The organism is Eggerthella guodeyinii, assembly GCF_009834925.2.
In the GTDB taxonomy this organism is placed as follows: domain Bacteria; phylum Actinomycetota; class Coriobacteriia; order Coriobacteriales; family Eggerthellaceae; genus Eggerthella; species Eggerthella guodeyinii.
In genome coordinates this window covers 1,300,578-1,324,341 of sequence record NZ_CP063310.1, presented here as the reverse complement: position 1 = coordinate 1,324,341, position 23,764 = coordinate 1,300,578, and the positions used below count along the sequence as shown (strand labels likewise).

General features: G+C 67.9%; 19 protein-coding genes. 9 read left to right on the top strand and 10 right to left on the bottom strand.

Translation table 11 applies throughout. The features are described from left to right. Positions 1–7 precede the first annotated feature (7 nt). The 8 genes from GS424_RS05315 to GS424_RS05280 all read left to right on the top strand — a co-directional run bounded on the left by GS424_RS05315 (position 8) and on the right by GS424_RS05280 (position 9,166). The gene (locus tag GS424_RS05315) at positions 8–1,519 is read left to right on the top strand and encodes a response regulator transcription factor (protein WP_160943104.1); all 1,512 of its coding nucleotides are present in this window, start codon (positions 8–10) and stop codon (positions 1,517–1,519) included. Positions 1,520–1,699: 180 nt separating this feature from the next. Then, a complete protein-coding gene (locus GS424_RS05310) occupies positions 1,700–2,512 on the top strand; it encodes a hypothetical protein (protein ID WP_160943105.1) in 813 nt (270 codons plus the stop codon). Positions 2,513–2,548: 36 nt separating this feature from the next. Next, entirely contained in the window at positions 2,549–5,437 is a 2,889-nt protein-coding gene (locus GS424_RS05305; RefSeq protein WP_160943106.1) for a molybdopterin-containing oxidoreductase family protein, read from the top strand. Then, entirely contained in the window at positions 5,437–6,021 is a 585-nt protein-coding gene (locus tag GS424_RS05300; protein WP_160943107.1) for a 4Fe-4S dicluster domain-containing protein, read from the top strand. The genes GS424_RS05305 and GS424_RS05300 overlap by 1 nt, the downstream gene beginning before the upstream one ends. Further along, positions 6,021–6,872 carry a DmsC/YnfH family molybdoenzyme membrane anchor subunit gene (locus tag GS424_RS05295; protein WP_160943108.1) on the top strand — a complete coding sequence of 284 codons (852 nt, stop codon included), beginning with the start codon at positions 6,021–6,023 and terminating at the stop codon, positions 6,870–6,872. The genes GS424_RS05300 and GS424_RS05295 overlap by 1 nt, the downstream gene beginning before the upstream one ends. Before the next feature lie 73 nt (positions 6,873–6,945). Then, a complete protein-coding gene (locus tag GS424_RS05290; RefSeq protein WP_160943109.1) occupies positions 6,946–7,674 on the top strand; it encodes a TorD/DmsD family molecular chaperone in 729 nt (242 codons plus the stop codon). After that, positions 7,671–8,267: a 4Fe-4S dicluster domain-containing protein gene (locus GS424_RS05285; protein WP_160943110.1), complete on the top strand. Its 597-nt coding sequence runs from the start codon at positions 7,671–7,673 to the stop codon at positions 8,265–8,267. The genes GS424_RS05290 and GS424_RS05285 overlap by 4 nt, the downstream gene beginning before the upstream one ends. Next, positions 8,264–9,166: a 4Fe-4S binding protein gene (locus GS424_RS05280; RefSeq protein WP_160943111.1), complete on the top strand. Its 903-nt coding sequence runs from the start codon at positions 8,264–8,266 to the stop codon at positions 9,164–9,166. Before GS424_RS05285 ends, GS424_RS05280 begins: the two co-directional genes overlap by 4 nt. Before the next feature lie 102 nt (positions 9,167–9,268). On the opposite strand, the gene GS424_RS05275 is transcribed toward GS424_RS05280, so the two are convergent. The 6 genes from GS424_RS05275 to GS424_RS05250 form a co-directional block, all read right to left on the bottom strand. Further along, positions 9,269–10,651, bottom strand: a complete 1,383-nt coding sequence (locus GS424_RS05275; RefSeq protein ID WP_160943112.1) for a sodium-dependent transporter — start codon at positions 10,649–10,651, stop codon at positions 9,269–9,271. A gap of 664 nt (positions 10,652–11,315) precedes the next feature. Beyond that, the gene (locus GS424_RS05270) at positions 11,316–12,752 is read right to left on the bottom strand and encodes an ABC transporter ATP-binding protein (RefSeq protein WP_160943113.1); all 1,437 of its coding nucleotides are present in this window, start codon (positions 12,750–12,752) and stop codon (positions 11,316–11,318) included. Continuing rightward, positions 12,749–13,507, bottom strand: coding sequence for an energy-coupling factor transporter transmembrane component T family protein (locus tag GS424_RS05265; RefSeq protein ID WP_160943114.1), 759 nt, complete (start codon positions 13,505–13,507; stop codon positions 12,749–12,751). Before GS424_RS05265 ends, GS424_RS05270 begins: the two co-directional genes overlap by 4 nt. 22 nt (positions 13,508–13,529) lie before the next feature. Beyond that, positions 13,530–14,195 carry an MptD family putative ECF transporter S component gene (locus GS424_RS05260; RefSeq protein ID WP_160943115.1) on the bottom strand — a complete coding sequence of 222 codons (666 nt, stop codon included), beginning with the start codon at positions 14,193–14,195 and terminating at the stop codon, positions 13,530–13,532. 129 nt (positions 14,196–14,324) lie between these two features. After that, entirely contained in the window at positions 14,325–16,145 is a 1,821-nt protein-coding gene (locus tag GS424_RS05255) for an ABC transporter ATP-binding protein (RefSeq protein WP_160943116.1), read from the bottom strand. After that, positions 16,138–17,979 carry an ABC transporter ATP-binding protein gene (locus GS424_RS05250; protein WP_160943117.1) on the bottom strand — a complete coding sequence of 614 codons (1,842 nt, stop codon included), beginning with the start codon at positions 17,977–17,979 and terminating at the stop codon, positions 16,138–16,140. The genes GS424_RS05255 and GS424_RS05250 overlap by 8 nt, the downstream gene beginning before the upstream one ends. Positions 17,980–18,272: 293 nt before the next feature. Here GS424_RS05250 and GS424_RS05245 point away from each other — a divergent pair, with 293 nt between their 5' ends. Then, positions 18,273–19,238 carry a helix-turn-helix transcriptional regulator gene (locus tag GS424_RS05245; RefSeq protein WP_160943118.1) on the top strand — a complete coding sequence of 322 codons (966 nt, stop codon included), beginning with the start codon at positions 18,273–18,275 and terminating at the stop codon, positions 19,236–19,238. Positions 19,239–19,306: 68 nt separating this feature from the next. Here the strand turns inward: GS424_RS05245 and GS424_RS05240 are convergent, their stop codons facing one another. The 4 genes from GS424_RS05240 to GS424_RS05225 all read right to left on the bottom strand — a co-directional run bounded on the left by GS424_RS05240 (position 19,307) and on the right by GS424_RS05225 (position 23,538). Then, complete coding sequence (locus GS424_RS05240) at positions 19,307–20,854, bottom strand: ABC transporter ATP-binding protein (protein WP_160943119.1); 1,548 nt, start codon at positions 20,852–20,854, stop codon at positions 19,307–19,309. Continuing rightward, entirely contained in the window at positions 20,851–21,720 is an 870-nt protein-coding gene (locus GS424_RS05235; RefSeq protein WP_160943120.1) for an energy-coupling factor transporter transmembrane component T, read from the bottom strand. Before GS424_RS05235 ends, GS424_RS05240 begins: the two co-directional genes overlap by 4 nt. A 2-nt stretch (positions 21,721–21,722) precedes the next feature. Then, the gene (locus tag GS424_RS05230; protein WP_160943121.1) at positions 21,723–22,346 is read right to left on the bottom strand and encodes an MptD family putative ECF transporter S component; all 624 of its coding nucleotides are present in this window, start codon (positions 22,344–22,346) and stop codon (positions 21,723–21,725) included. 199 nt (positions 22,347–22,545) lie between these two features. Then, complete coding sequence (locus GS424_RS05225; RefSeq protein WP_160943122.1) at positions 22,546–23,538, bottom strand: helix-turn-helix transcriptional regulator; 993 nt, start codon at positions 23,536–23,538, stop codon at positions 22,546–22,548. Positions 23,539–23,764 lie beyond the last annotated feature (226 nt).

The window sequence follows — 23,764 nt, the reverse complement described above, 5'->3', positions numbered from 1 at the left end:
ATGGTCGATGCGTACTGACAACGGCGGGGTCGCATGCGGAGGCGTGCGCGGCATCGCGCCCCAGATGGCCCTGGGGACCTGGCTTGCGTGGTTCTGGCTCGCCTTCGGCAACGGCTGGTGCAACCCTCTCGAGGGGAAGGGCTATCTCGTCGCGGCCGCACCGGCGGCGTTGTTGGCGGGTGCCGCCGTGTTTCTGGTCGCTGCCTGGAAAGGCGGCGCGTTCGACCGGCTCGCCCGCAAGCGCTCGCTGGCGCTCGCCTCCGGCGTCGTCTGGGCGGCCTGTTCGCTCCCCCTCGCGCTCTCGTCGACCATCGCGCTTCCGGACGGGCTCGCCGGGACGCTCTCCCTCGTCGCCTCCCCGTTCGCCGCGTGGCTGTTGCTGCTGTGCGGCCGCGCGTATGCTGGCGAAACGATCACGCGCGCGTTCTCCCTGTTCCTCGTCGCATGGCTGCTCACGTTTCTCGCGTACTTCCTCGCGACGAGCCTTTCGGGATTGGGCGGGGCCCTGGTCTTCTCGCTCATGCCCTGCGCGACCGCCCTTCTGCTCGTCGTTCCCACGAGCGCGCCGGGCGCGCCGAGCGAACCCGCCCGCCGTTTGGACGAGACGAGCGCGCTCGAGCCGGAAGAGGCTCGCGTGCGGTTCGTCGAGATGGCCATCGGGCTCGCCGCGTTCTTCTTCACCATCGGGTTCGTCAGATCGACGGGGCTCGGCCAGTCAACGGGGCCCGCGAACTTCCACCTGGGGGCCGAACCCGCCGTCGCGCTCATGGCGGCCTACGCCGTCGTCGGCATCGCCTTCTCCCTGCGCGGAAGCCTGTCGCTGAAGTTCATCCGGGCATGCTACGCCTTCGCGGGGCTGGGCCTGTCCTTCGCCACCATGACGATGGCCCTGACCGGCGTCGGCGGCGAAGGCGTGCGCACGGTCACCGATATCGCCTACCTCGCCCTGCTCCCGGTTATTTGGTGCGCCATGGTGGCTGGCGTGCGCATCCACGGACGCACTGCGGGCTTCTCCTTCGGCGTGGTGCTGGGGACGATCTCGGCCAGCAGCGCGCTGGGATGGGCTGCCCAGAACCTCATCGCGTTCGTCTACGCGAACCAAAGCGCCTCCACCACGATCTTGCTGGGACTCGGGTTCCTCTGCTTCGCGTACTTCATGTTCGGGTTCCCGGTGACGGCGTACTCCTCGTACCTCATGCGCAAAGAAGATTTGCCCGCCGACATCGAGACGTTCGATCGGCCGAACGTCAAAGCGGGACTGTCCTTCCGCGAGGCCTCGGCACTCGTCGCCGGCGAAACGAAGCTCTCGAAACGCGAGCAGGAGGTGTTCTTCCTGCTCGTCAAAGGGTGGAGCAACGAGCGCATCGCCGAGGATCTGGTGGTGTCGTACCACACGGTGCGCGCTCACGTTCGCAACATCTACGCGAAGCTGGAAGTGCATAACCGCCAGGAAATACTCGAGAAGATCGAAGCGGCGCGCACCGCTTCCCAAGAGGGCGAGCCGTCCCTGCCAAGCTAGCGACACCGCCCCGAAAATACCGGCGCATCCCGCGGCGCCCCGAAAATAGTTCGCTCTGAACTATGCTTCAACCTGGGATAATCCAAAAAGATAGGCAGTTCGGGGCCATGCGTCCCCCTCCCGTCGAGCGTATCGTTCAACCCCGTTGAAACGTTGATCGAACGCGAGAAGGGACGAGTGATGAACGCCTTGCAAACGACGGGGGGCCTCGACGAGGCCGATCCGCACATCGAAGAAGAGTTCGAACGATTCTGGGACGACCTCGCGCAGGACGTCGAAACCGAGAGGGCCGTCTCGGTGGACGATTCTCTCCCGTCCACCGAGACGGGGGACGGGCTCAAGCCCGTCGCGTTCGAAGAGCAGGTTGCCGAAGTCCGCGCCGTCGTGAACGGCAAAGCATCGCACCGCGAGATACTGCGCAAGATCCTCGCGTACTGCATCAAGCTGCGCGAGCTCGGCGACATCGAACGAACGGTGCAGGCCTATCCCGAGTTCGCCTACGCGGCTCAAAACCCCTATCGCCTGATCGCGTACCTCGTGGACGGCGGAGGACTCGAGCAGGTCGACCTCGACGAGTACGGCGACATCGTCACGGACGAGCGAAAGCAAGGGCTCTCGGAAGACGAAGTCGACGATCTCGTGCTCACCTACGGGTTCGCGACGACCGCCGCGGGACGCGTCGTCGCAGACGAGATGGCACCCCGAAAACGCATCGACAAGCTCCTCTCTCATATGCCCGAGCGCTTCGACGCCTACGTCGACCTGCTCGATTTCTGCCGGGAGCCGAAAAGCATGACGGCGATCGACAACCTGTTCGGCGGTCGGGACCTCTCTCACCTGAAGAGCCTGAACACCGGATCGACCGTAGCCATCAAGCCAAGCGCGTTCGTCGACAAGCTGGAACGAGCCGGGGGAATCGTTTGGAAGGATGGGTGGGTTTTGACCGACGAGGGAAAAACCTTCCTTGAAGCGGTACTGGAGGGACGCGGCTAACGCGTCCCGGACGAGAACAGAAGGAGAGGAAAGCACATGGCGTTCAGCACCATATCGCGGCGCAGCTTCGTGAAGGCGGCGACCATCGCGAGCGCAGCCGCCGCCCTGGGAGTCTCGACGGCGAGCAACCTCGTCGAGACCGACGAAGCGTATGCGGAATCGGCGCCCGTTCGAACGAAGGTCCACACGGCGTGCCACGGCTGCATCCAAATCTGCCCGTGCATCGCCCATCTCGAGGACGGCGTGGTCGTGAAGCTGGAGGGCGACCCCGACGCGCCGGTGAACAAGGGAGGGATGTGCCTCAAGGGCATGGGACAGCTCCAAACCATGTACAGCCCGCGCAGGATCCTGCACCCGATGAAGCTGGTGGGCCCGCGCGGAAGCAACCAATGGGAAGCCATTTCCTGGGACGAGGCCATCCAGCTGGCAGCCGAGCAGCTGGCTGCCGCCCACGAAAAGTACGGCCCGTATTCCCTATGGGGCGCAGGCGGCGGGGGAGGCAACTACGCGTCGGCCATCCCGGCGGCCTTCCCGTTCATCTTCGGAGCCACCACCCAGATATCCCCCGGCGCCATCCAATGCTACCTGCCGCGCTCCTGCATGGGCGCCATCATGTGGGGCGGCGACAACCAGTCCATGGCCGACTCGTCGGTCCTCGAGCCCTTCAACGAGTACAGCCCCACCATGGAGCTGCTGGTCATCTGGGGAGCGCAACCGGCGGCTTCGCAGACGGCGCAGTCCGGCCGCGGCATGGCCGACGCGCGGGCCCGCGGCGTGAAAACCATCGTCATCGACCCCAACATGACGGCCGATGCCTCGAAAGCAGACATCTGGCTGCCCATCCGCCCTGGATCGGACACCGCCCTCATCTGCGCATGGATTCGCTACATCATCGAAAACGAGCTGTACGACGAGAACTTCTGCTCGTACTGGACGAACCTGCCGTTTCTCATCAACCCCGAGACGAAGCTTCCCATCAAGGCTGAGGAGGTCTGGCCCGACTACGCGAACCCCGCCATCGACCCGAACGACGTGTTCGAAACCCCGGCGTACGTGTGCTTCGACAAGCTGACGGGAACCGTGCAACCGTTCGCGTACAGCGCCCCCGAAGACGCCGAGGTGCAGCCCGAGCTGTTCGCGGAGGTCGAGGTTCCGCAGCTGGGCGTGACCGCAAAGACGGCATTCCAGCTGTACAAGGAGCAGGTGGAACCCTGGACCATCGAGGCGGCTGCGGAAACGTGCTGGCTCGAAGCCGACAAGATCGAAGCGGCCGTCAAGCTGTACGGCACCACCGAGCACACCGGCATCGTCAACGGCGTGTTCTCCGACATGATGGAGATAGCGGCCCAGGTGCCGCTGGGCCTGATCGGCCTCGACATGATGTGCGGCCACATCAACCAGCCAGGTTGCACGCTCACCGGCAAAGGGGCACGCAGCCTGTCCACCACCCGCAAGACCGGCCCCACCCGCCTGGGCGCCGTATCCTATCAAGCCTCCCACAACCGGTTCGGGCTGGGCTGGACCATCGGCTGGACGAAAACGCAGAACGACAAGTTCCTGAACGGGCAGAAACAGCAGTTCGCCGCGCAGGGCAAAGACCCCGACTACATGCAGTCGCACATGGCCAAATGCCTGATGGATCGCCTGGGAACCGCCGAGCACAAGGGATCGTACTACTGGAACCAGTCCACCATCAGCCTCGTGCGCAAGGCGGTGGAAACAGGAGAGCCGTACCGCCCACGCGTGCTGTACGAGATCTCCGGCAACAAGCTGTGCAACGTGGGCGACCCTATCGCGTGGTACAACGTTCGAAACGAGCTGGACTTCGTGGTGCAGCAATACTCGAACATGACGTCGGAGACCATCGAGATGGTCGACCTGTTCCTGCCCACCACCGAGTGGCTGGAATACAACTCCGGCGACAACTTCGTGGCGCAGTGCAACAAAACCTACCTGCGCCGCGCCGCCACCCACATCGGCGAGACGCTGCACCCCGAAGTGCCGGTCGGCCAGGTGATCAATCGCATGTGCGACATCCTGGGTGGTCGCGACAAGATATTCGATCACGATTTCATGTACGTGGCCGGCGTGTACGACGATTACGACAAGAAGCACCAGCAATGGGCCGAGGCCTTCGGCGCACCCTCGTGGGACGAGCTGCTGGAGAACCAGGATCAGTACTCGCCCGTGACCGTGCCTCCCGAGAAGTACTGGATCTACCACCAGCACGAGATGACGGCCGACGATGGCCTGCCGGTGGGCTTCGGCACCGAATCGCGTAAATGCGAGCCGTACTGCACAACACTGCTCAAGATGGCGCGCACGGGATTCCCGTTCCTCTACCCCTACGAGCACGAGGCCTGCGAAGACTACCCCGCCATGTGCGAATACAAGGAGCAGACGGAGAACCCCCTCACGGACAAGGAGTACCCCTTGGCGTTCACCTCGGGCCGCGTGCATCACTGGCACCATGGGACCATGCGCCACTGCGCCTTCAACCGCGAGCTCCTCCCCTCACCGCACTGCCGCATGAACCCGAAGACCGCCGCCGAGCACGGCATCGAGCACGGCGACTGGGTCAAGCTGTCCTCCCGCCGCGGCTCGACCCACGGCAAGGCCTACGTGACGGAAGGGGTCGCGCCCGGCGTCATCGTGCAGGAGCGCTTCTGGAACCCTGAATGCTTCGATTCGTCGCAGAAGACCATCACCGGCGGCTGGCAGGAATGCAACATCGCCTGCCTCACGCTGGAAACCACGGCTTCGGAGACGTTCGGGTCGGAATCGTACCGTGCCTTCCAGGTGAAGATCGAGAAGTCGGAGAAACCCGAGCGGATCTGGACGGAGCCGGAGGAGTTCCAACCGTTCATGCCCACGCCCGAGATGTACGCGGAACCCCAAACCGTCGAGGAAGAGGTGTTGAAGTAATGGCCCGGACCCTTGTCATCAACCTGGATCGCTGCTCAGGTTGCGAGAGCTGCGTAACCACCTGCAAATACGAGAACGGGCTTCCCCTCGGCGAGTACTACGGCCGCGTGGTGCCGGTGGAATCCGGCACGTTCCCGAACACCGAGCAGTACTGGCTGCCCGTCCAATGCCAGCAGTGCGAGAACCCGCAATGCATCGCCGTCTGCCCGACCGGCGCGGCGTATCGGGACAAGACCACCGGAGTGGTGCTCGTGGACGGCGGGAAATGCATCGGCTGCCAATACTGCGTCTATGCCTGCCCCTGGGGCGTGCGCTCGTTCAGCAAGGAGCACGGCGTCGCACAAAAATGCACGCTCTGCAGCCAGCTGACCGGCGACGGGAGCGACGATCCGGTGTGCGTTCACAACTGCCCCTGCGGCGCGCGCTTCTTCGGCGATACGAACGATCCAGAAAGCCCCGCCTCCCAGGAACTCGCCCGCTACGGCGAGGACTGCATCCACACGCTTTCCGATCCGAAGGACTCCAAACCCACCTGCACCTACATTCTGTCGCCCGGCATCGCGTCGTGGAAGGAAGTGAACTGATGGATCTCTCGATTCAATGGCCCTTGGTCGCCTTCTCGCTCCTGGCGGGCAGCGCAGGGGCGCTGGCGGCCTTCGCCTCGTTCGCCGAGCTGACCGGAAAAGCGCTGCAAGCCCGGTTCGCAGCGCTCTTGTGCGCGCTCGCGCTCATCGTGGTGGGCGGGTGCGCCTCCATCGTGCACCTCGCCTCGCCTCAGAACGTGATGGCCGCAGCAACCAACCTGTTCTCGTTCAGCGGCATCTCGATCGAGCTCATCATGCTCGGCCTGGCCTTCGTCGTCGCGGCGGTCTATGCAGCGCTCGTCAAGCGCGACGCGAGCCCCGTCGCGCGCAAGGTGCTTGCCGGGGCGACGCTCGTCTGCGGCCTGGGCCTGGCGTTCGTCTGCGGGCACGGCTACGTCATCGAAGCGCGCCCGTTCTGGAACACCGAGCTTCTGCCCATCGCGTACCTGGGCTCGGTCTTGCCGGTAGGCGCTTTCGGGTACCTGCTCGTCGGCTCCATCCTGAAGATCGACGTCGACGAGCTTCTCGCGCTCAGGTCCGCAGTCGCCGTTTGCGCCGCGGCCTCCATCGCGAGCATGCTGGCCTACGTCGCCTTCGTCGGGTTCGACGTTGCCGGACGCAATCCGATGGCCCTGTACGGCGGAATCGCGGCATGCGGCGTGGCAGTCGTCGCGGTTTGCACCGTCCTGCTGCGCCGCAGAAACACACCCGGGAGCCTTTTGGCCCTCGCTGCAGTCGGCACGGCGACCGCCCTCGTGGCAGCATGCGCGCTACGCGTGCTCATGTGGGTCGCCAGCGACGCGTTCGCGAACCTGTTCGGGCTCGCCGCCTCCATGGGAGTTCTCGGCTAGCCTCCCCACCATCGCCTATCGAAACGAACAGAAGGGGGCGCGCCGCCTCGCGCGCCCCCGAAAAGGAGCAACCATGGCAACCGCATCCGAAGCCAGCGCGACCCTCGCCCACCGGCGCGACCTGTACCGCGTCCTGGCGAGCATGTACTTCAACGTCCTCACCGAAGCGCAGATCGAGGACCTGGCCGGCCGCGACTACGCGCCGCTTACAGCCGACGAAAACGAGCTGATAGCGAGCGGCTTCAACGACATCCGCCGATACCTGCGCAAACGGCACACCGGCACGCACCAAGAGCTTGCGATGGACTTCACGTCCTGCTTCCTCGGCGCTCGCACGTACGAAGGCCTGACGGCCGCCCCGTACGAATCGCTCTACCTCGATGCAAGCGGGCTGCTGATGGGCCGCGTGCGCCACGACGTGTTCGAAGCCTACAAGCGCGAGCGCGTCGCCCTGCAGAAGGGCATCGACTACGCCGACGACCACGTGTCGTTCGAGTTCGAGTTCATGGCCATCCTCTGCGAACGCACCCTGGCCGCGCTCGAACGAGGCGACGGAACGGAAGCGCGGCGCGTGCTCGCCGTGCAACGATCGTTCGTGACCGAGCACATCAATCGCTGGTTCACGCGCTTCCATCACCTCACGACGAGGTTCATCGAGACGAGGTTCTATCGCGGCGTGCTCAACATAACGCAGGGATTCCTCGACGAAGAACCCGGCCTCATCGACGAGATCGCCGACGCCATCGCGCGAGCCCCGGAACGCGATGCGGCAGCGGCCGCGGAATCGCAGGGAGCGGCATGATCTCCCGCAGAGCGTTGCTGCAAGGCGTCGCGGGCGCCGCGGCGGTGGCGGCGGTCGGAAGCGCGACGGCGTTCGCCCTGCCAGCTGGCGCCTTGAGGCCCCCGGGGGCTCAAGATGACGATCGTTTTTGGGGCGCCTGCATCAGGTGCGACCGTTGTCGCAGCGTCTGTCCCACGAGCGCCATTGGTGTCGCCAAGCTGGAGGAGGGCCTGCTCGCAGCGCGGACGCCCCGCATGGAGTTCCGGCTGGGGTACTGCAATGCCTGCGGCGGGACGTACCGATGCATCGGAGCGTGCCCCACCGGCGCGCTCCAGCCGTTCGACCCCGACTCGGACAAGATCGGCATGGCGGTCATCGACCGGGAGAAATGCGAGACGTTCGGCGTGTCGGCGGCATGCAACGCGGAGTGCGTCTCCGCCTGCCCGACCGAGGCGCTGGCGCTCGACGACGAAGGGAGGCTCGGTATCGACGAGGAAACGTGCTGGGGCTGCGGAGCCTGCGAGTTCGCCTGTCCCTCGAACGCGTACCGAACCTACGACGGGTCGACCAGAAGAGGCATCAGCATCGAGCTTTGGAAGGGACGCGACTCATGAGCGACGGAGGAAAACGCTGGCGGATCAAACCGCGCATCCTGCGCGCGTGCACCGTGGGGGCCGTGCTGGCGCTGGCCCTCGTCGGGCTCGCGCTGCATACCGGTTGGGGAACGCCATCGGCCATGGGCGTCGGGTACGTTGCGGCGGTCTGCCCGCTCGGGGCGCTCGAATCGTTGCTCGGCGCGGGGGCGTTCGCTCCACGCCTTCTGTTGGGCTTGGCTGCGGCGCTCATCGTCGCCCTGCTCGTCGGCCGCGCGTTCTGCTCATGGGTCTGCCCCGTGCCGCCGCTCTCCCGCCTGCTCTCTTCGAAGAAAGCGAAGGGGCGCGAAGCGGCCGCATGCCGCGAAGCCGGACAGCTCGCCCTCGAGCGCCACGAGAACGGCGACGAACCCGCCCGCGCGAAGATCGACTCTCGGCACCTCGTGCTGTGCGGGGCGTTGGGCAGTGCCGCCGTGTTCGGCTTCCCCGTGTTCTGCCTCATATGTCCCGTCGGGTTGACGTTCGCGACGATCGTCGCCCTCGCGCGCCTCGTCGGATTCAACGAGCCCTCATGGAGCCTGCTCGTCTTCCCGGCCATCGTCGCCCTCGAGCTGACCGTGCTGCGCACCTGGTGCGGAAGGTTCTGCCCCATCGGCGCGCTGCTGTCGCTCGTCGCACGCTTCAACCGCACCTTCAAGCCCCGCGTCGACCCCGCGAGATGCCTGCGCACGACATCCGGAGAACGATGCGCCGCATGCTCCACGGCCTGCCCCGAACACATCGATCCGAACGCGAACCGGGGTATCGCCGCCGCGAACGAATGCACGCGGTGCAAACGCTGCGCCGAAGCCTGCCCGCAAGGCGCGATCAGCTTCCCGTTGATCGCGCGGGAAGAGGAGCCCGATTCGAGCACGCCGTAGCCGCCCCGCGCCCTCCGAAGGTCGCGGGGCCCGATGCGCGTGAAAACGCGGAACGCCCCGCGGTGCGGGGCGTTCCGGTCGATGCGCTGCGAGGGCGGCGCGCTAGAAGCTCACGAGGCCGAACGTCTGGGCGACGAACGCCACGAGGATGACCACCACGAGCACCGGCGCGATGTACTTGATGATGACGGTCCAGACCTTCTCCACCTTGAACTCGCTCGAGATCTTCACCTCGTCCACGATGGCCTTCGGCTTGATGATCCAGCCGACGAAGACGCAGGTGAGCAGCGCCACGATGGGCATGATCACCGAGTTCGAGATGAAGTCGAAGAAGTCGAGCAGCGTCGTGCCCGCGCCGAGCGGCTCGATGAACGACAGGCCGTTGTAGCCCAGGTTCACGATGATGCCGGCCACCACGACCACGCCGATGACCGTGCACAGCGCCTTCTTGCGCGACCAGCCCGCACCGTCCTGGATGATGGACGTGCACGTCTCGGTGAGCGAGATGGCGCTGGTCAGCGCGGCGAACAGCACGAGCAGGAAGAACAGGAAGCCCACGACGGTAGCCGCCCCGCCCATGTCGGCGAACACGCCGGGCAGGATGACGAACATGAGCGACGGGCCGGAGTTCGCCGCCACGGCCTCACCCGAGCCCATGGCCACGAACGCGGCCGGCACGATCATGAGGCCGGCGAGGAACGACACGCCGATGTCGAAGCCGCCGATGCGCGCCACGCTCTGCGTGAGGCTCGACTTCTTGTCGAGGTAGGAGCCGTACGTGATCATGATGCCCATGGCCAGCGACAAACTGTAGAACATCTGCCCGAGCGCGCCGATGACCAGCTCCGGCGAGAACTTGCTGAAGTCGGGCATGAGGTAGTACAGCGCGCCGTCGATGGCTCCCGGCATGGTGAGCGTGTACACCGCGATGCCCACGGCCATGACGATGAGCGCCGGCATCATGACGAGGTTCGCCTTCTCGATGCCGCCTTTCACGCCCAGCGACACCACGATGAACACGATGGCCATGAACAGGAGCATCCACAGGAAGCTCTCGGTGTTGCTGGTGATGAAGCCCGTGAAGAAGTCGCCGCCGTCGGCCAGCGCCTCGGGGCCGTTGATCAGGTAGGCCGCCGCGTACTTCGTCACCCAGCCGCCGATGATGCAGTAATACGGCGTGATGATGAAGGGCACGGTGGACGCCAGGATGCCGATGAAGGCGTACTTCTTGCCGAACTGCTTGAACGCGCCGATGGCCGATTGCCCCGTCTTGCGGCCGAGCGCCGTCTCCAGCAACAGCAAGGACACGCCGAAGGTGAACACGAGCACCAGGTAGGTGATCAAGAACGTGCCGCCACCGTACTTGGCGGCGAGGTAGGGAAAGCGCCACATGTTCCCCAGGCCCACGGCCGACGCCGCCGCGGCAAGGATGAACGCCCACTTGCCCGACCACGCCGAGCGCGTGTGCGCGTGTGTTGAAGCCATTCGATTCCTCCGTTGTCGTACTGCTGGTATTCCCCGAACGCCCCGCCCGCGGAACGCGTCCGCGCAGGGCCGGATGCGGGCGCCTCGTCCACGTTGTGCACCTGCGCCGCGATCCAAGGGCACATTATACCGGGAAATGGCAGATCGCCAACAATGTTTTGCCGAAGGGGCTGTTTTGAGAACCGCGGCGCGACCGGCGGGGCCGATTCCGCGGCGGGACCGATGCCTCATCGGCCCCGCCCCATAGCCTCGCACGCAGGTGCGACGGTTCGGCGCGGAGAATCCGGCATTCCATCGAAGTGGAGCCGATATGCGTAAGGTTTTCGGAATGCGAAGCGTTCCATCGAGGAGGCGCCAGGGCGCCGTGCCACTCGCCCGGCGTAACGGGGGCGGGCCCGCCGGAAGACGGCAGGCCCACCGCCCCCGCATCGCCGTCCATGCAGCCCTCGGCCGCGCAGGGGCGCGCGGTGGGGAAAGCGGGCGCGGGCCGTCGGCCATCGGCCGGGCCACCGGCACCGCTCCGAGAGCGATCAGCGGCAGCGCGAACCCCACCGCTGCGCAGACGCAGTAGGCGACGGCGGGGAACGCGTCCGAATTGGAGGGCCGCATCAACGCAGCCGCCTCCGAGGCCACGTCCCCTTGTCTCACTGCCCGCGCGCGCGGCCTACGACCCCTGGCGCTCGATGCGCTTGCGGTAGACGGCCTTGCCGCCCGACACGTACAGCACGTCGTCGGCGCAACGTCCCACGAGGTCCACGTCGTGCGTGATGAGCAGCACGCACGCGCCCGCGTCGGCCAAGCCGCGTAGCAAATCGGCCGTGAGGCGCATGTTGCGCCCGTCCAGGCCGCTGGTGGGCTCGTCGAACACGAGCACCTCGCGCCCGCTCACGGAGGCGACGGCCAGCAGCAGCCGCTGCTTCTGCCCGCCCGACAGCGACAGCGGATGGCGCGCTTCGAGGCCCTCCAAGCCCACCCGCGACAGCGCGGCCTGCGCCTCCTCGCGCCGCGCGGCGGCGCTGCGGCCCACCGAGAACTCGTCGGCCACGGTGGCGGCGTACAGCTGGTAGTCGGCGTCCTGCTGCACGAAGAACGACCGGCGCACGCGCTTGCGCCGCGACAGCGGCTCGCCCGAGAACGCCACCGACCCCGACGCGCCCCGCAGGATGCCCGCGACCGCGCGGCACAGGGTGGACTTCCCCGCGCCGTTCTCGCCCACGATGGCGCAGACGCGTCCCGCCTGCGCGCTGAACGACAGCTCGTCCAAGATGAGCGAGCGCTCGCCGGCCAGGGTCAGGGCCTTCGCGCCGCACGCCGCCCGCGCATCCTCGGCCATGGCGCCGCCGACGACGAGGCGCCGCTCGTCGAACCCGCGCAGCCCGCGCCGGGACAGCTCGCCCTCCGTGAGCGCGAGCGCCTCTTCGCGCGCATAGACGCTGGCAACGCGCCCCTCCTCGAGCACCACGAGCCGATCGAAGAAGTCGCGCACGTAGTGGAAGCGGTGCTCGGACAGCACGATGGTGGTGCCGCGCGCCTTGAGACGGCCCAGCAGCGTGGCCAGGTGAGCGATGCCCTCGGCGTCGAGGTTGGCGGACGGCTCGTCCAGCACCAGCACCTGCGGGCGCATGACGGCGGCCGACGCGATGGCGATGCGCTGCTTCTCGCCGCTGGACAACGGGAAGATGCGCCGGTCGAGCAAGCGCTCGATGCCCAGAAGCGAGCGCATCTCGGCCAAACGCAGCTCCATCTCGTCGCGGGGCATGGGCATGTTCTCCATGCCCAGCACCACCTCGTCGGTGGTGTTCGTGGCGAAGAACTGGCTGCGCGGGTCTTGGAACACGTTGGCCACGTGCGCGCCCAGCTCGTGGACGGGCATGGCAAGCGCGTCGCGGCCGCCGAGGCGATACGACCCGGTCACGTCGCCGCCGAACAGCTGGGGGCACAGGCCGTTCAGCACGCGCGTGAGCGTGGTCTTGCCGCAGCCGCTGGCTCCGGTGAGGACGACGCACTCCCCCGCGCCCACCGACAGGTCGATCCCGTCCAGCTGGCGCGCTCCCTCGGCGGCGTAGGGGTACGAGTACGACAGGCCCGAAAGCTCGATCATGCCCCCACCCCCGATGCCGACAGCGCCGCGGCCGCCGCGCAAGCTGCGGCGAACCCGACGACGACGGCCGCATCGCGTGCCGAAAAGCCCACCGGACGGTAGCTGACCGTCTCGCCGCCGAAGCGCACCCCGCGCACGGTGATCGACGCCGACAGCTCGTCGGAGATGCGCGTCGTGCGGATGACCAGCGGCACCACGATGCACTCCAAGGTTGACGGCAGGTGGGCCAGCGTGTTCGCGATGCCCAGCCCCACCCCGCGGAACTTCTGCGAGCGGCGGATGGCGCGGTACTCCTCGCCGATGGTGGGCAGGAAGCGCAGCAGCACCGCCAGGGCGATGCCCGCCGCCTTCGGCAGATGCAGCGCGCGCAGAGCCGCCAACAGGCTGCCCGTGGGCTGCGCCGCCAGGCCCGCCGCGAACGAGAACGGCACCAGCATGCGCCGCCCCAGCGACCCCATCGACCCCAGCGACAGCCCCAGCGCGTTCGCGGGGTTGTCGGCAAGCATCTGCGCTCCCGCCCACGCCACGCCCAGCAGCACCGCGTAGGCCGCGAGGAGGCTCAGCGTGTAGCGGCCGTTGCCCAGCGCCGCGTTGGCCGTCAGGGCGGCGGCGAACACGCAGGCCAGCCCAACCTCCCCGCGTACGAAGACTACGGCCGCGACGGAGAGGACGATGCAGGCTAGGAAAGAACGCGGATCGGCGCGGAAAGCCTCCGCGCCGATCCGACGGGCGCGCGACCCCGATTGCACGAACATCCGAGACGCTTCCACGGCGCGCCTACACCGCTCCGGCGGGGCGGAAGTGCTTCTTGAGCAGCTTGCATCCCACCGCATAGCCCACGAGCGCGCCCGCCGTAGCCAGCACGACGGCCAGCAGGATGTTCGCAGGGGCGAGCCAGAACGCCTCGATGGCGGAGAGGGCGGCATCGGCCGCGGCCTCGTCCATGCCCATGGTCAGGTAGGTCTGCACCATGCTGTCGCGGAACAGCAGCATGGTGAGCGTGCCGCCCATGGCGTTGGACAGCGTCATGAGCAGCGGCGGCACGAAGCTGCGCACCGTGGAGGCGAAGCCGCCGCGCAGCATGACCAACTCGCTGACGATGCCCGTGATGAGGAACAGGAAGAACACGTACAGGCTGCCGCCGGCCAGCATGTAGCCGCCGTAGATGATGAACGGGATGGCCACCGCTCCGGTTTTGGGGCATTTCGCCATGAGCACGACGAACAGCACGCCCCAGATGATGCCCGCCAAGCCCGGCACCACGAAGTAGATGGCCTGCAGGCTGGCCGCGAAGGGCAGCACAACCACCAGCCCCAGCGCCAGCATGAGCGCGCCCATGAGCACGCAGAACACGAGGTCCTTGAGCCCGATGAACCGGGGTTTCCTTGCCGTCTCCGCTCCGGCGACGGGAGTCGCCGCCGATCGAGCCGCAGGTTGAGCCATGGTAGATCTCCTATCTTCTCGTTGGTTAAAAACGTTTGCCTTGCATAGGTTCCGCCAGACGGGCCGTCGCAGGTCCGCCGAGTCAGCGAGGGGCGCCTCGCTGCGCCGGCCCGTTCCGCCGCTCGCAGATCAGCGGAACACCAGGCTGCGCGCCTCGGTTTGCAGCGACCACAGCCGCGCGTACGCTCCCTCGCGCGCCAGCAGCTCGTCATGGGTGCCCTCTTCCACGATGCGCCCGTCCTGGACGACCGCGACGTCGTCGGCGCCGCGCACGGTTTTCAAGCGATGCGCGATCATGACCACGGTGCGGTCGCGCGATATGCGGTCGAGCGCCTGCTGCACCAGCGCCTCGTTGTCGGCGTCGAGCGAGGCCGTGGGCTCGTCGAGCAGCAGGACGGGCGCGTCCTTCAGCAGCGCGCGGGCCAGCGAGAGCCGCTGGCGCTCGCCGCCGGACAGCGTCGCGCCGCCCTCGCCCACCATCGTGTCGTAGCCGTCGGGAAGCCGTGCGATGAACTCGTGGCACGAGGCGTCCTTGCAGGCGGCCTCCAGCTCCGCCTGTCCGATGTCGCGGCCGAAGCACAGGTTCTCGCGGATGGAGCCGCGGAACAGGTAGGCGTCCTGCATAACCATGGACACGTTCTCCAGCAGGCCGGCCGGTGAAAGCTCGCGCACGTCGTCACCGCGATCGGTGGTCAGCGCGCCGCCCTGCACGTCCCAGAAGCGGGCCATGAGACGCATGAGCGTCGACTTGCCCGAACCCGACGGGCCCACAAGCGCGCTCAGGCCCTTCGGGCGCACGGTCAGGCTCACGCCGCTCACCACCGGCCGGCCCTGCTCGCCTCCGTACGAGAACGACGCGTCCTCGAAGCGGAAGCCCCTCACAACGCCTGCCGGCCGCTCGCCGACCTGCGACGGCGTCTTCATGACCGCGTCGATGCGCTCGCCCGACGCCATCATGTTCTGCAAAGCCGACAGGCTGGTGGCCAGCATCATCATGGGCGTGGCCAGCTTCGTGGCCACGATGGCGCACGCGATGTAGTCCAGCAGGCTCAGCGACCCGGACAGCATGAAGAACATGCCCGCCACCACCACGAGCGGCACGACGAACCGCGTGAGCGACGAGGCCAGCGTAGTCAGGTTGCCGGCCAGCAGCTCGTCTCGCATCGACGCTGCCCGCAGGCCCTCGTAGGCGCGCTCGAGCGAGGTGAAGCCGCTGCCCGTGCGCCGGTAGGCCTTGAGATCCTTCATGCCGTGCAGGTACTCGGAAAGCTCGGTGGCGGCCGCGGCCTTCGCCTCGAGCACCTTCGTGCGGCTCGACCGCTTCGCCCGACCGGCGGCGAACGCCAGCGCCATGCTCGCCGGAAGAAGCGCGAACAGCGCCACGGCCATGCGCCAGTCGAACGCCAGCATGCAAGCCAGGCAGATGAGCAGCAACCCAGCGATGGCCAGCGGATAGGGCAGCCAGTAGCACATGGTGTACTCCACGTTGGCGAAGTCGTCGGCGAACGAGCTGATGAGGTCGCCCGAGCGCTTCGACGAGAAGAACCCGAGCGGCACCGTGCGCAGCTTCTCGACATAGGCGGTCCGCTTGCCGGCGGTGGCGCTGTAGGCCCGCACGTAGGTGAACCAGTACGACACCAGCTCGACGGCGTACTGGACCAAGAGCAGGACGCACGCCGCCACCGCCAGCCCCGCGAGCAGCCCGGCGTCCACCGTGTACGGCGGGTAGAACGCCGCGCCCAGCACGTACACCGACACCAGCACGATGCCCGCCGGAATGCAGTTGACCAGCTCGGCGAAGAACAGCCAGAACGTGGGCGCGACGATCTCCTTCGGATTGCCGAACGTGAACTGGTCGATCATGCGGGCCACACCGCTCTTGCCCGCGCCGCCGCCTTGCCCCGCGGGCGCGCCCTTCGCCTCGGACGCGCGGCTTTCGACGTCACGCATGCGCGGCCTCCTTTCCCTCGGCGGGGGCCACGGCCGCGGCCGCGCCTCCCAGATGCCAGCCCTCGCTCTCGTTCTGGACGCACCACAAATGCGCGTACAAACCGCCCGCGGCCACCAGGTCGTCGTGGACGCCCTGCTCCGCCACGCGTCCCTCGTCCAGCACGACGATGGAATCGGCATGCTTGATGGAGTACAGGCGATGCGCGATCATGAGCACCGTCCGGCCCCGCAGCAGCTCCTCAATGGCCTGGCGAAGCGCCAGCTCGTTCTCGGCGTCGGTGAACGCCATAGCCTCGTCCAGCACCACGATGGGAGCGTCCTTGAGCAGGGCGCGCGCGATGGCGATGCGCTGGGCCTCTCCGCCGGACAGCTTGTGGCCGCCGTCGCCCAGAAGCGTGTCGTAGCCCTGCGGCAGCGCGCTGACGAACTCGTGGCAGCGCGCCGCCCGGGCGGCGCCCTCCACCTGGCCTCGCGTGACGGGCCGCCCCATCGCGATGTTGTCGAACGCGGTGCCGGCGAACACGTGGGTGTCCTGGAACACGAACGCCACCTCGTCCATGAGCGTGGCCGTGGTCAGGTCGCGCACGTCCGCGCCGCCCACCGTGATCGCGCCACCTTCCACATCCCAGAAGCGGGCGAGCAGCTGACCAACTGTCGACTTGCCGCCGCCCGAGGGGCCCACGAGCGCGGTGAAGCGCCCTTCCTCCGCAACGAAGGTCGCATGGTCGAGGGCCATGCGGCGCAACGGGTCGGACGCGGGCTGGTAGGAGAACGTCACGTTCTCGAACCGCACGGCGTGCCCCTCGCGCGGCGCGTCCTTCGGCGGCTCGGGCAAGGGAGCGATGGCGAACACCGCGTCTATCTGGTTGAGCTTCTCGGCCAGGCTGCGCAGATCGCTTCCCAGCTCCACCAGCTCCATCAGCGGGTTGACCACGGCCGGCCCCACGATGAGGAACACGACGAGGGCCGACACGAGCGCGGCGTTGCCCGGATCGCCCACCACAAGCGCGGCGCCTGCCGCCAAGATGAACGTGAGCAGCGATATCGTGATGATCTTGAACGCGCCGAACACGGGCGTGGTGCGCTTGAGATAGGCCACGTAGTGGACGCGAGTCGCCTCGATGAGGCCCGACAGGCGCACCGAGGCCGCCTGCGAGCCGCCGAATATCTTCTCTTCCTCCATGCCGGCCACGTACTCGGCGAAGCCGGCGTCCAGATCGGTTTGGATGCGGTGCAGGTCGGCCCATATCCTCTGGCCGTTCTTGCCGCCGAAGGCGCTGAACTGGACGGCGAAACCCGCGGCGAGGGCCGCGAAGGCCACCACGGCCAACACGGCGTTCGTCGAGAACATGAGCGCGGCCAAGGCGGCCAGCGACAGGCCCGCGCCCACGATGTTGGGGAAGTCGTGGGCGATGATGGACTCCATCTTCTCGATGTTGGAATCCATCATCTTCTGCACCGCTCCGCTGCGCCCGCCGGTGTAGAAGCCCAGCGAGAGCTTCCCCATGTGCTCGAGCACCCGCATGCGCAGATCGTAGAGCGCGCGGAAGGCCGAAGCGTGCGTGATGCTGGATCCCACGGCGCTGGCGACGAGGCCGAACACGATCGAGGCCGCCGACGCCCCCGCCCAGAACAGCACCGACCCTGCCGCGATGCCCTGCCCGGCAAGCACCGAGGCCAGCGATTCCCGCACGATGAACGCCACCGCGAAGAACGGCACCACCGTGGCCAGCGTCCCCAGCGCGTAGCACGTCACGCCGATGAAATAGCGCCCCTTCTTGCAGCGGGCCATCGCGAACGTGCGCGCGATGGTGCCCTGTTTTCCGTTGGCCATGAAACCGCCTTCGCTCGTGCCGAACCGATACCGAAAGTTAACTTGTGGTAACATATCGGAAGACAATCGAAGCGGCAACGGAGCGAAAACGGGGGGACCGCGCCATCGGATTTCCCCATCGCACCCGATGAAACGAAGGATCGCGAAGCCGCGAAGGTCGGAAGCGCGCATCAAAACGAAACGGCTCCGTGCCAAAACGAAACGGATGCCGAAGCATGACCGCCCGCGAACGACAGCGCGTCGCACGCCTCCCGGCCGCCGCGCGTAACCATGAAGGAGGAGGAGTCGAAGCCGTGTACGTCGTGACATCCGTGAACGACCTGTTCGAGAACTACGCCTCCATGGGCGCCGTGGGCGAGCGAACGCCCCGAGGGCAGCGGTTCAGCTTCGACCGAGGCGACGACCTGCGCGGCACCACCGAGTTCCTCGGCGATCCGCGCACGTTCTCGCTCGCCGTCGCCGATTACACGGTGCCGCGCGATTTCGTGAGCCGGACCCGATTCGAGGAACGGTACCTGGGGATCACGTTCAACGATCGGGGGTCGGTTGAGACGTACCGGCGACGCGACGACGCGCGCGTGCTGGACGAAGGGCTGCACTGCTACGTGGAAGCCTCGCCCACCCCCTTCTTCATGCGCATCGCCGCAGGGACGCGCCTGCACTTCACGGCGCTCTACTTCATGGAGCGGTTCTTCGACGAGAACCGCGTGGCGTTGCCGGATGATTTCTGGGCCATGTGCAGCCGCGTGCTCAACGTCGGCGAGCATAGCATTCCCGGCCTGGGCCTCGCCTGCCGCCAGATACAGGCCTCGCAGCTCGAAGGCATGGCGTGGCAAGCGTTCATGCGGGGCCAGGGCCTTGTCGTGGCGGGGCTGATCATCGATTACGTGGAGAGCCGCGTCTCCGACGAACGCGAGCAGCCGGACGAGGCGCTGCGCGACTCGGTGATGCGCGCGAAGGCCGCCCTCAAGGCCGAGTACGCCCATCCGCCCACCGTGGAGGCGCTCGCGCGACGCGTGGGCACGAACAAGAACCGGCTGCAAGCGGGCTTCGCGCGCCTGGAGGGCAAGACGGTGTCGGAGTACCTGCGCGGCGTGCGCATGGGCCGCGCCCTCGACCTGCTGGCCGAGACCGACCTGCCCGTGGAAGCCGTCGCCCAGCACGTGGGCTATCAGGGCAAGGCGAACTTCTATCGCGCCTTCCGCGATGCCTACGGCTACGCCCCCGCCGAGGTGCGCACGTTTCTGCACGAGCGCTGAGGGTACGCATATCGCGCACGTTTTGCCGCAACGCGCCGGAATCCCCGCTCCAAGCTCCACCCGCCCCGTCAGCCGGCACGGCATCCGCCCGGCACGGCGCCCGCGCCCTGCCCCGCGCGAGCCTCCATCCCGAACAGGCTTCTCATCCGAGGGAGGTTCTCGTCGCTTACGGGCAGGTCGCACCCGATGCGGCCGTCCTCCACGTGGAGCACGCGGGTGCAGCAGGCGCACGCGAGCTCGAAGTCGTGCGTGACCACGAACACGGCGCGGCCCCCGGACGCCAGATCGCGCACGGTCGCGGCCACCCGGCGCATGCTCTGGCCGTCCAGGCCGCTCGTGGGCTCGTCGAAGAACACGAGCTGCGAGCCGCGCACGAGCGCCGCGCCGATGGTGACGCGCTGCTTCTGCCCGCCCGAAAGCGAGGCGGGATGGCGCTGGCCGAGCCCCGCAAGGCCCAGGCGCTCCAGGGCCTCCGCGGCGCGGGCGTCCGCATCGGCCACGTCCTCGGCGCCGAGGCGCAGCTCGTCGACCACGCTTTCGGCGAACAGCTGGTAGTCGGCGTCCTGCATGACGAAGCTCGAGAGCGCGCGCAGCTTGCGGGCGCTCCGCGCCGCGCCGCCCACGCGCACCGTGCCCGCGCCGGGCTTGCGCAGGCCGCACAGCACGCTGGCGAGCGTGCTCTTGCCCGCCCCGTTGCGCCCGACGATGGCCACCACCTCGCCCGCGCGCGCCGCGAAGTCCACGCCGCGCAGCACGGGCGCACCGCGACGGTACGAGAACGCCACGCCTGCAGCCTCGATCAGCGGCGCGTCGCCGCCGTCACCCGCCGACCCGTCTTCCGCGCGCCCCTTGCGCCCGCCCACGGCCGCCGCCCGCTCGGGATACACGCTGCGCAGGCCCAGGCGCGCGGCATCCTCGTCGCCCAAGGAGCGCAGCTCGTCGCCCGACAGCTCGAGGGAGGCCCTGCCCTGCTCCATCACCACGACGCGATCCGCCAGATCGCGCAGGTAGCTCAGCCGATGCTCCGAAACCAACACGGTGGCCCCCTGCTCCTTCAACCGGCCCAGCAAGCGCGCCAACTGGGCAGCCGCTTCGGGATCGAGGTTGGCCGAGGGCTCGTCCAGCACGTAGAGGCGCGGGCGGAAGGCGCGGGCGGAAGCCAGGGCCACCCGCTGCTTCTCGCCGCTGGACAGCCCGAAGATGCTGCGGTCCAGCAAGCCGGCCACGTCCAGCTCGCAGGCAGTGCGCGCCACGCGATCCAGCAGCTCCTCGCGAGGCATGCCCAGGTTCTCGCAGGTGAACGCCACTTCCGACGTGGCGTCAGTCGTGAAGAACTGGCTGCGGGGATCCTGGAACACGCTGCCCACGCGCGCGACGATCTCGTCAGCGCTCAACGCGGCCGTATCGCGCCCGTCGAGGCGCACCTCGCCCGCCAGCTCCCCTTCGAAGAACCGGGGCGCCAGCCCGTTCACAAGGCGCGTTGCCGTGGTCTTGCCGCAGCCCGACCGGCCGCACAGCACCACGAACTCGCCCGGAGCGACCGCCAGGTCGAACCCGCGCAGGCTGGGCTCGACCGCCGATGCGTAGCGGAACTCCACGTTGCGGATGTCGATCATATGCGGACCTCCCACACCGCCACATTGCCCAAAGCGCTCTGGTCGATTGCCACGATGGCCACCGCGAACAGGGAGAACAGAGCGATGGCCACCCCGTCGCGCGCCCGCAGGCGCACGTCGCGCACGCAGCTTCTAACCCCTTCGTGCTCGATCCCGCGCGACACGGCCGCCGCGGCCAGCTCGTCGGCCACCTTCACGCAGCGCATGAGCAGCGGCACCATGACGTACTCCAGCAGCGCGACGGGACGGCGCACGATGCCCGCCACGGAGCAGTCGATGCCGCGCATGCGCATCGTGTCGCGGATGCAGCCGAACTCCAGGCCCAGCGTGGGCAGGTAGCGCATGGTCACCGCAAGCGGGATGGTGACGGCGCGCGGGGCGCGCATGCGCTCGAGCGCCGCGATCAGCTCGCCGGTGCGCGTGGAGCCGACGAACCAGCACGCCAGCAGGAACACGGGCACGAACTTGAGCAGCGTGAAGCCCAGCACCACCACGATGGCCGACAGCCCCGGCACGTGGAGCAGCCCGGTGAGGGCGATGACCGCGTTCAGCGCGAGGTAACCCGCGACGAACCGGACCGCCATGCGCGCGCCGCCGCCCGTCGACGCCAGCACGGCCGCGGCCGCCAGCAGCGCGAGCACGGTCACCTCGCCGCCGGAGACGAGGCACAGCGTGCTCGTTCCCACCACCAGCGCCAGCTTGACGCGCGGATCCAGCGAGGCCGTCCCCCGAGGCGGCCGGTCGAGGCGCGCCCTGACCTCGTCGACGCGCGGGACGGCATTGCCCGCGGGAGCCGCCGCGCTGCGCGGGGCAGCCTCCCCAACGCCTCCCGGCGCCGCGCAGAGCGCCTCCGCCGCGTCCGACACGGCTACGCGCCCACCAAGCCGGCGCGGACGAAGTGCTTCTTGAGGACCCTGCGTCCCAGCAGGCCGCCGAGCAGCGCCACGCCGAAGGCGAGCGCCACCGTCACCAGCAGCATGGGGTCGGAGATGACGGCGTTCAGCGTGTCGCGGTAAGCGTCGGGAATGCCGTTCTTGATCATGACCTCGTTGAACATGCCGCGCAAAAGCACGATGGAACCGCTGTATCCGAACGCCTGACCGGCCACCGTGAGCGCGTAGCCCGCCACCATGCGCCGAGCGTCGCGCGGACGGCTTCCCAGGATGGCGAAGTCGGCCACCGCAGCGGCGATCACCATGCACAGCACTATGAACCAGAAGCAGCCCACCAGGAGCAGCAGCAAGCCGTACACGACGGCCGACACGGTGAACACGCCGCGCTTGGGCACTTTCGCCAGCATGAGCATGTACACGATGCCGTTGGGGATGGCCACGATGATGGGATAGAACGCGTTCGTGACCGGCGACATGCCGCACAGCATGCTGATGACCAGGCAGATGGCGAACGCCACCGCTCCCAGCACGCCGACGAGCACCAGATCCTTCACGGTGAGCTTGCCGTCCGCGGCAGCGGACGATGGGGTTGAGCCCATGGAAACCTCCTCGATTCGATGCGAAACCTCGTAGGTTCCCATTAAAAAGTTAGTCGAAGGTTACTGCTGCCATAATCCGGTGGGATTTCGCTCGAATCCGGTCGATCGGCCGCATCGGGCGCACGACGCGGCCGATGCGGCCCCGCGCGGCCGCGGCCGCGTCCCTTGCCGCCCCGACGACTCGCCGCGCGCCCGCGCCTCAGCGGCGCCCCGCCGACCGCGCGAGGGCGCTCGGAAGCACGCCGTAGCGCTTGCGGAACGCCGCCGAGAAGTGGCCCAGGTTGCCGTAGCCCACCGCACAGGCGGCCTCGGACACCGTCGACTCCCCTCCGGCCAACAGCAAGCGCGCCGTCTCCAGGCGGCGCTCCACCACGTAGGCGTGCAGGGACATGCCGAACGCCTCCTTGAAGCCGCGCGACAGCTTCGTTTCGCTGACCAGCACCTCCCGCGCAAGCTCGGGGTAGGTGGGCGGATCCGCCAGACGCGCGTCGAGAATGCGCCGCGCCTGCTCCACGGCGGCGCGATCGGTGCGCGAGAGACGCGCGGAAGGCGTCGGGCGGTCGAGCACCGACTCGGCAAGCAGCGCGGCCAGCAGCTCCAGCAGCTTGCCTTCGGCGTGCATACGCGCAAGCGGGCCCGAATACGGGCAGTTCGTCATCTCGTGCAGCGCCAGAAGCGAAGCCGGCGTCAACGGCGCCGCGGTCCCCGCGCGCAGGGCGCGCTCCACCCGGGCACGATCGGCGTCGTCGAGCGCCGAGAGCGCCAGGCGGTCGAGCGCCGCGCGGGACAGCTTGACCGCGACGAAATCGTAGGGCACCTTCCTGCGATAGCACACGCGCTCCACGCCCTTCGCGGCCGCAGTGGCCAGCGCCTCGCCGCCGGCCAGCTCGAACGAGCGCGCCTCGCCCTCGCCGAAGCGTTCCCAGCCAACGCCCTGCCCCCTGCAGAAGTACAGATCGACGCTCGTCGGATCCGCAGGGCCCGACCCGTGCAGCGAGCGGTCGAACACGTAGCGGTGCTCGGAGACGCAGATGCCGTCGCGCGCGGCCACGGTTCGCATCGTCCCCTCCCCCAGCTCCTCGGGCACGGTGAACGCGTAGCCGTCCACGCAGCCGGAAGAAGCGGTCGCCCGCGCATCGTTGACCGAGCGCTCGGCGCACCCGAGACCGCCGTCGCCATCCCTGTTCACCATCGGCGCACCGACCCCTTTTCCACCTCAATTGTTAGCTATGGATTACTTATTATAGCGCATCGAAGCGGTTGACCGCCGACTACCTGCGCGCCGTGAGGCCGCCGTTCGCCACGTTCGCTGCCGCGCCCTGGCCGCAGCCTGCGGCGGCGCCTCGAGACGACCCCGGCAACGCCGACCCGGATGTTTCACGTGAAACATCCGTTCGTGAGTACAAATGTTTCACGTG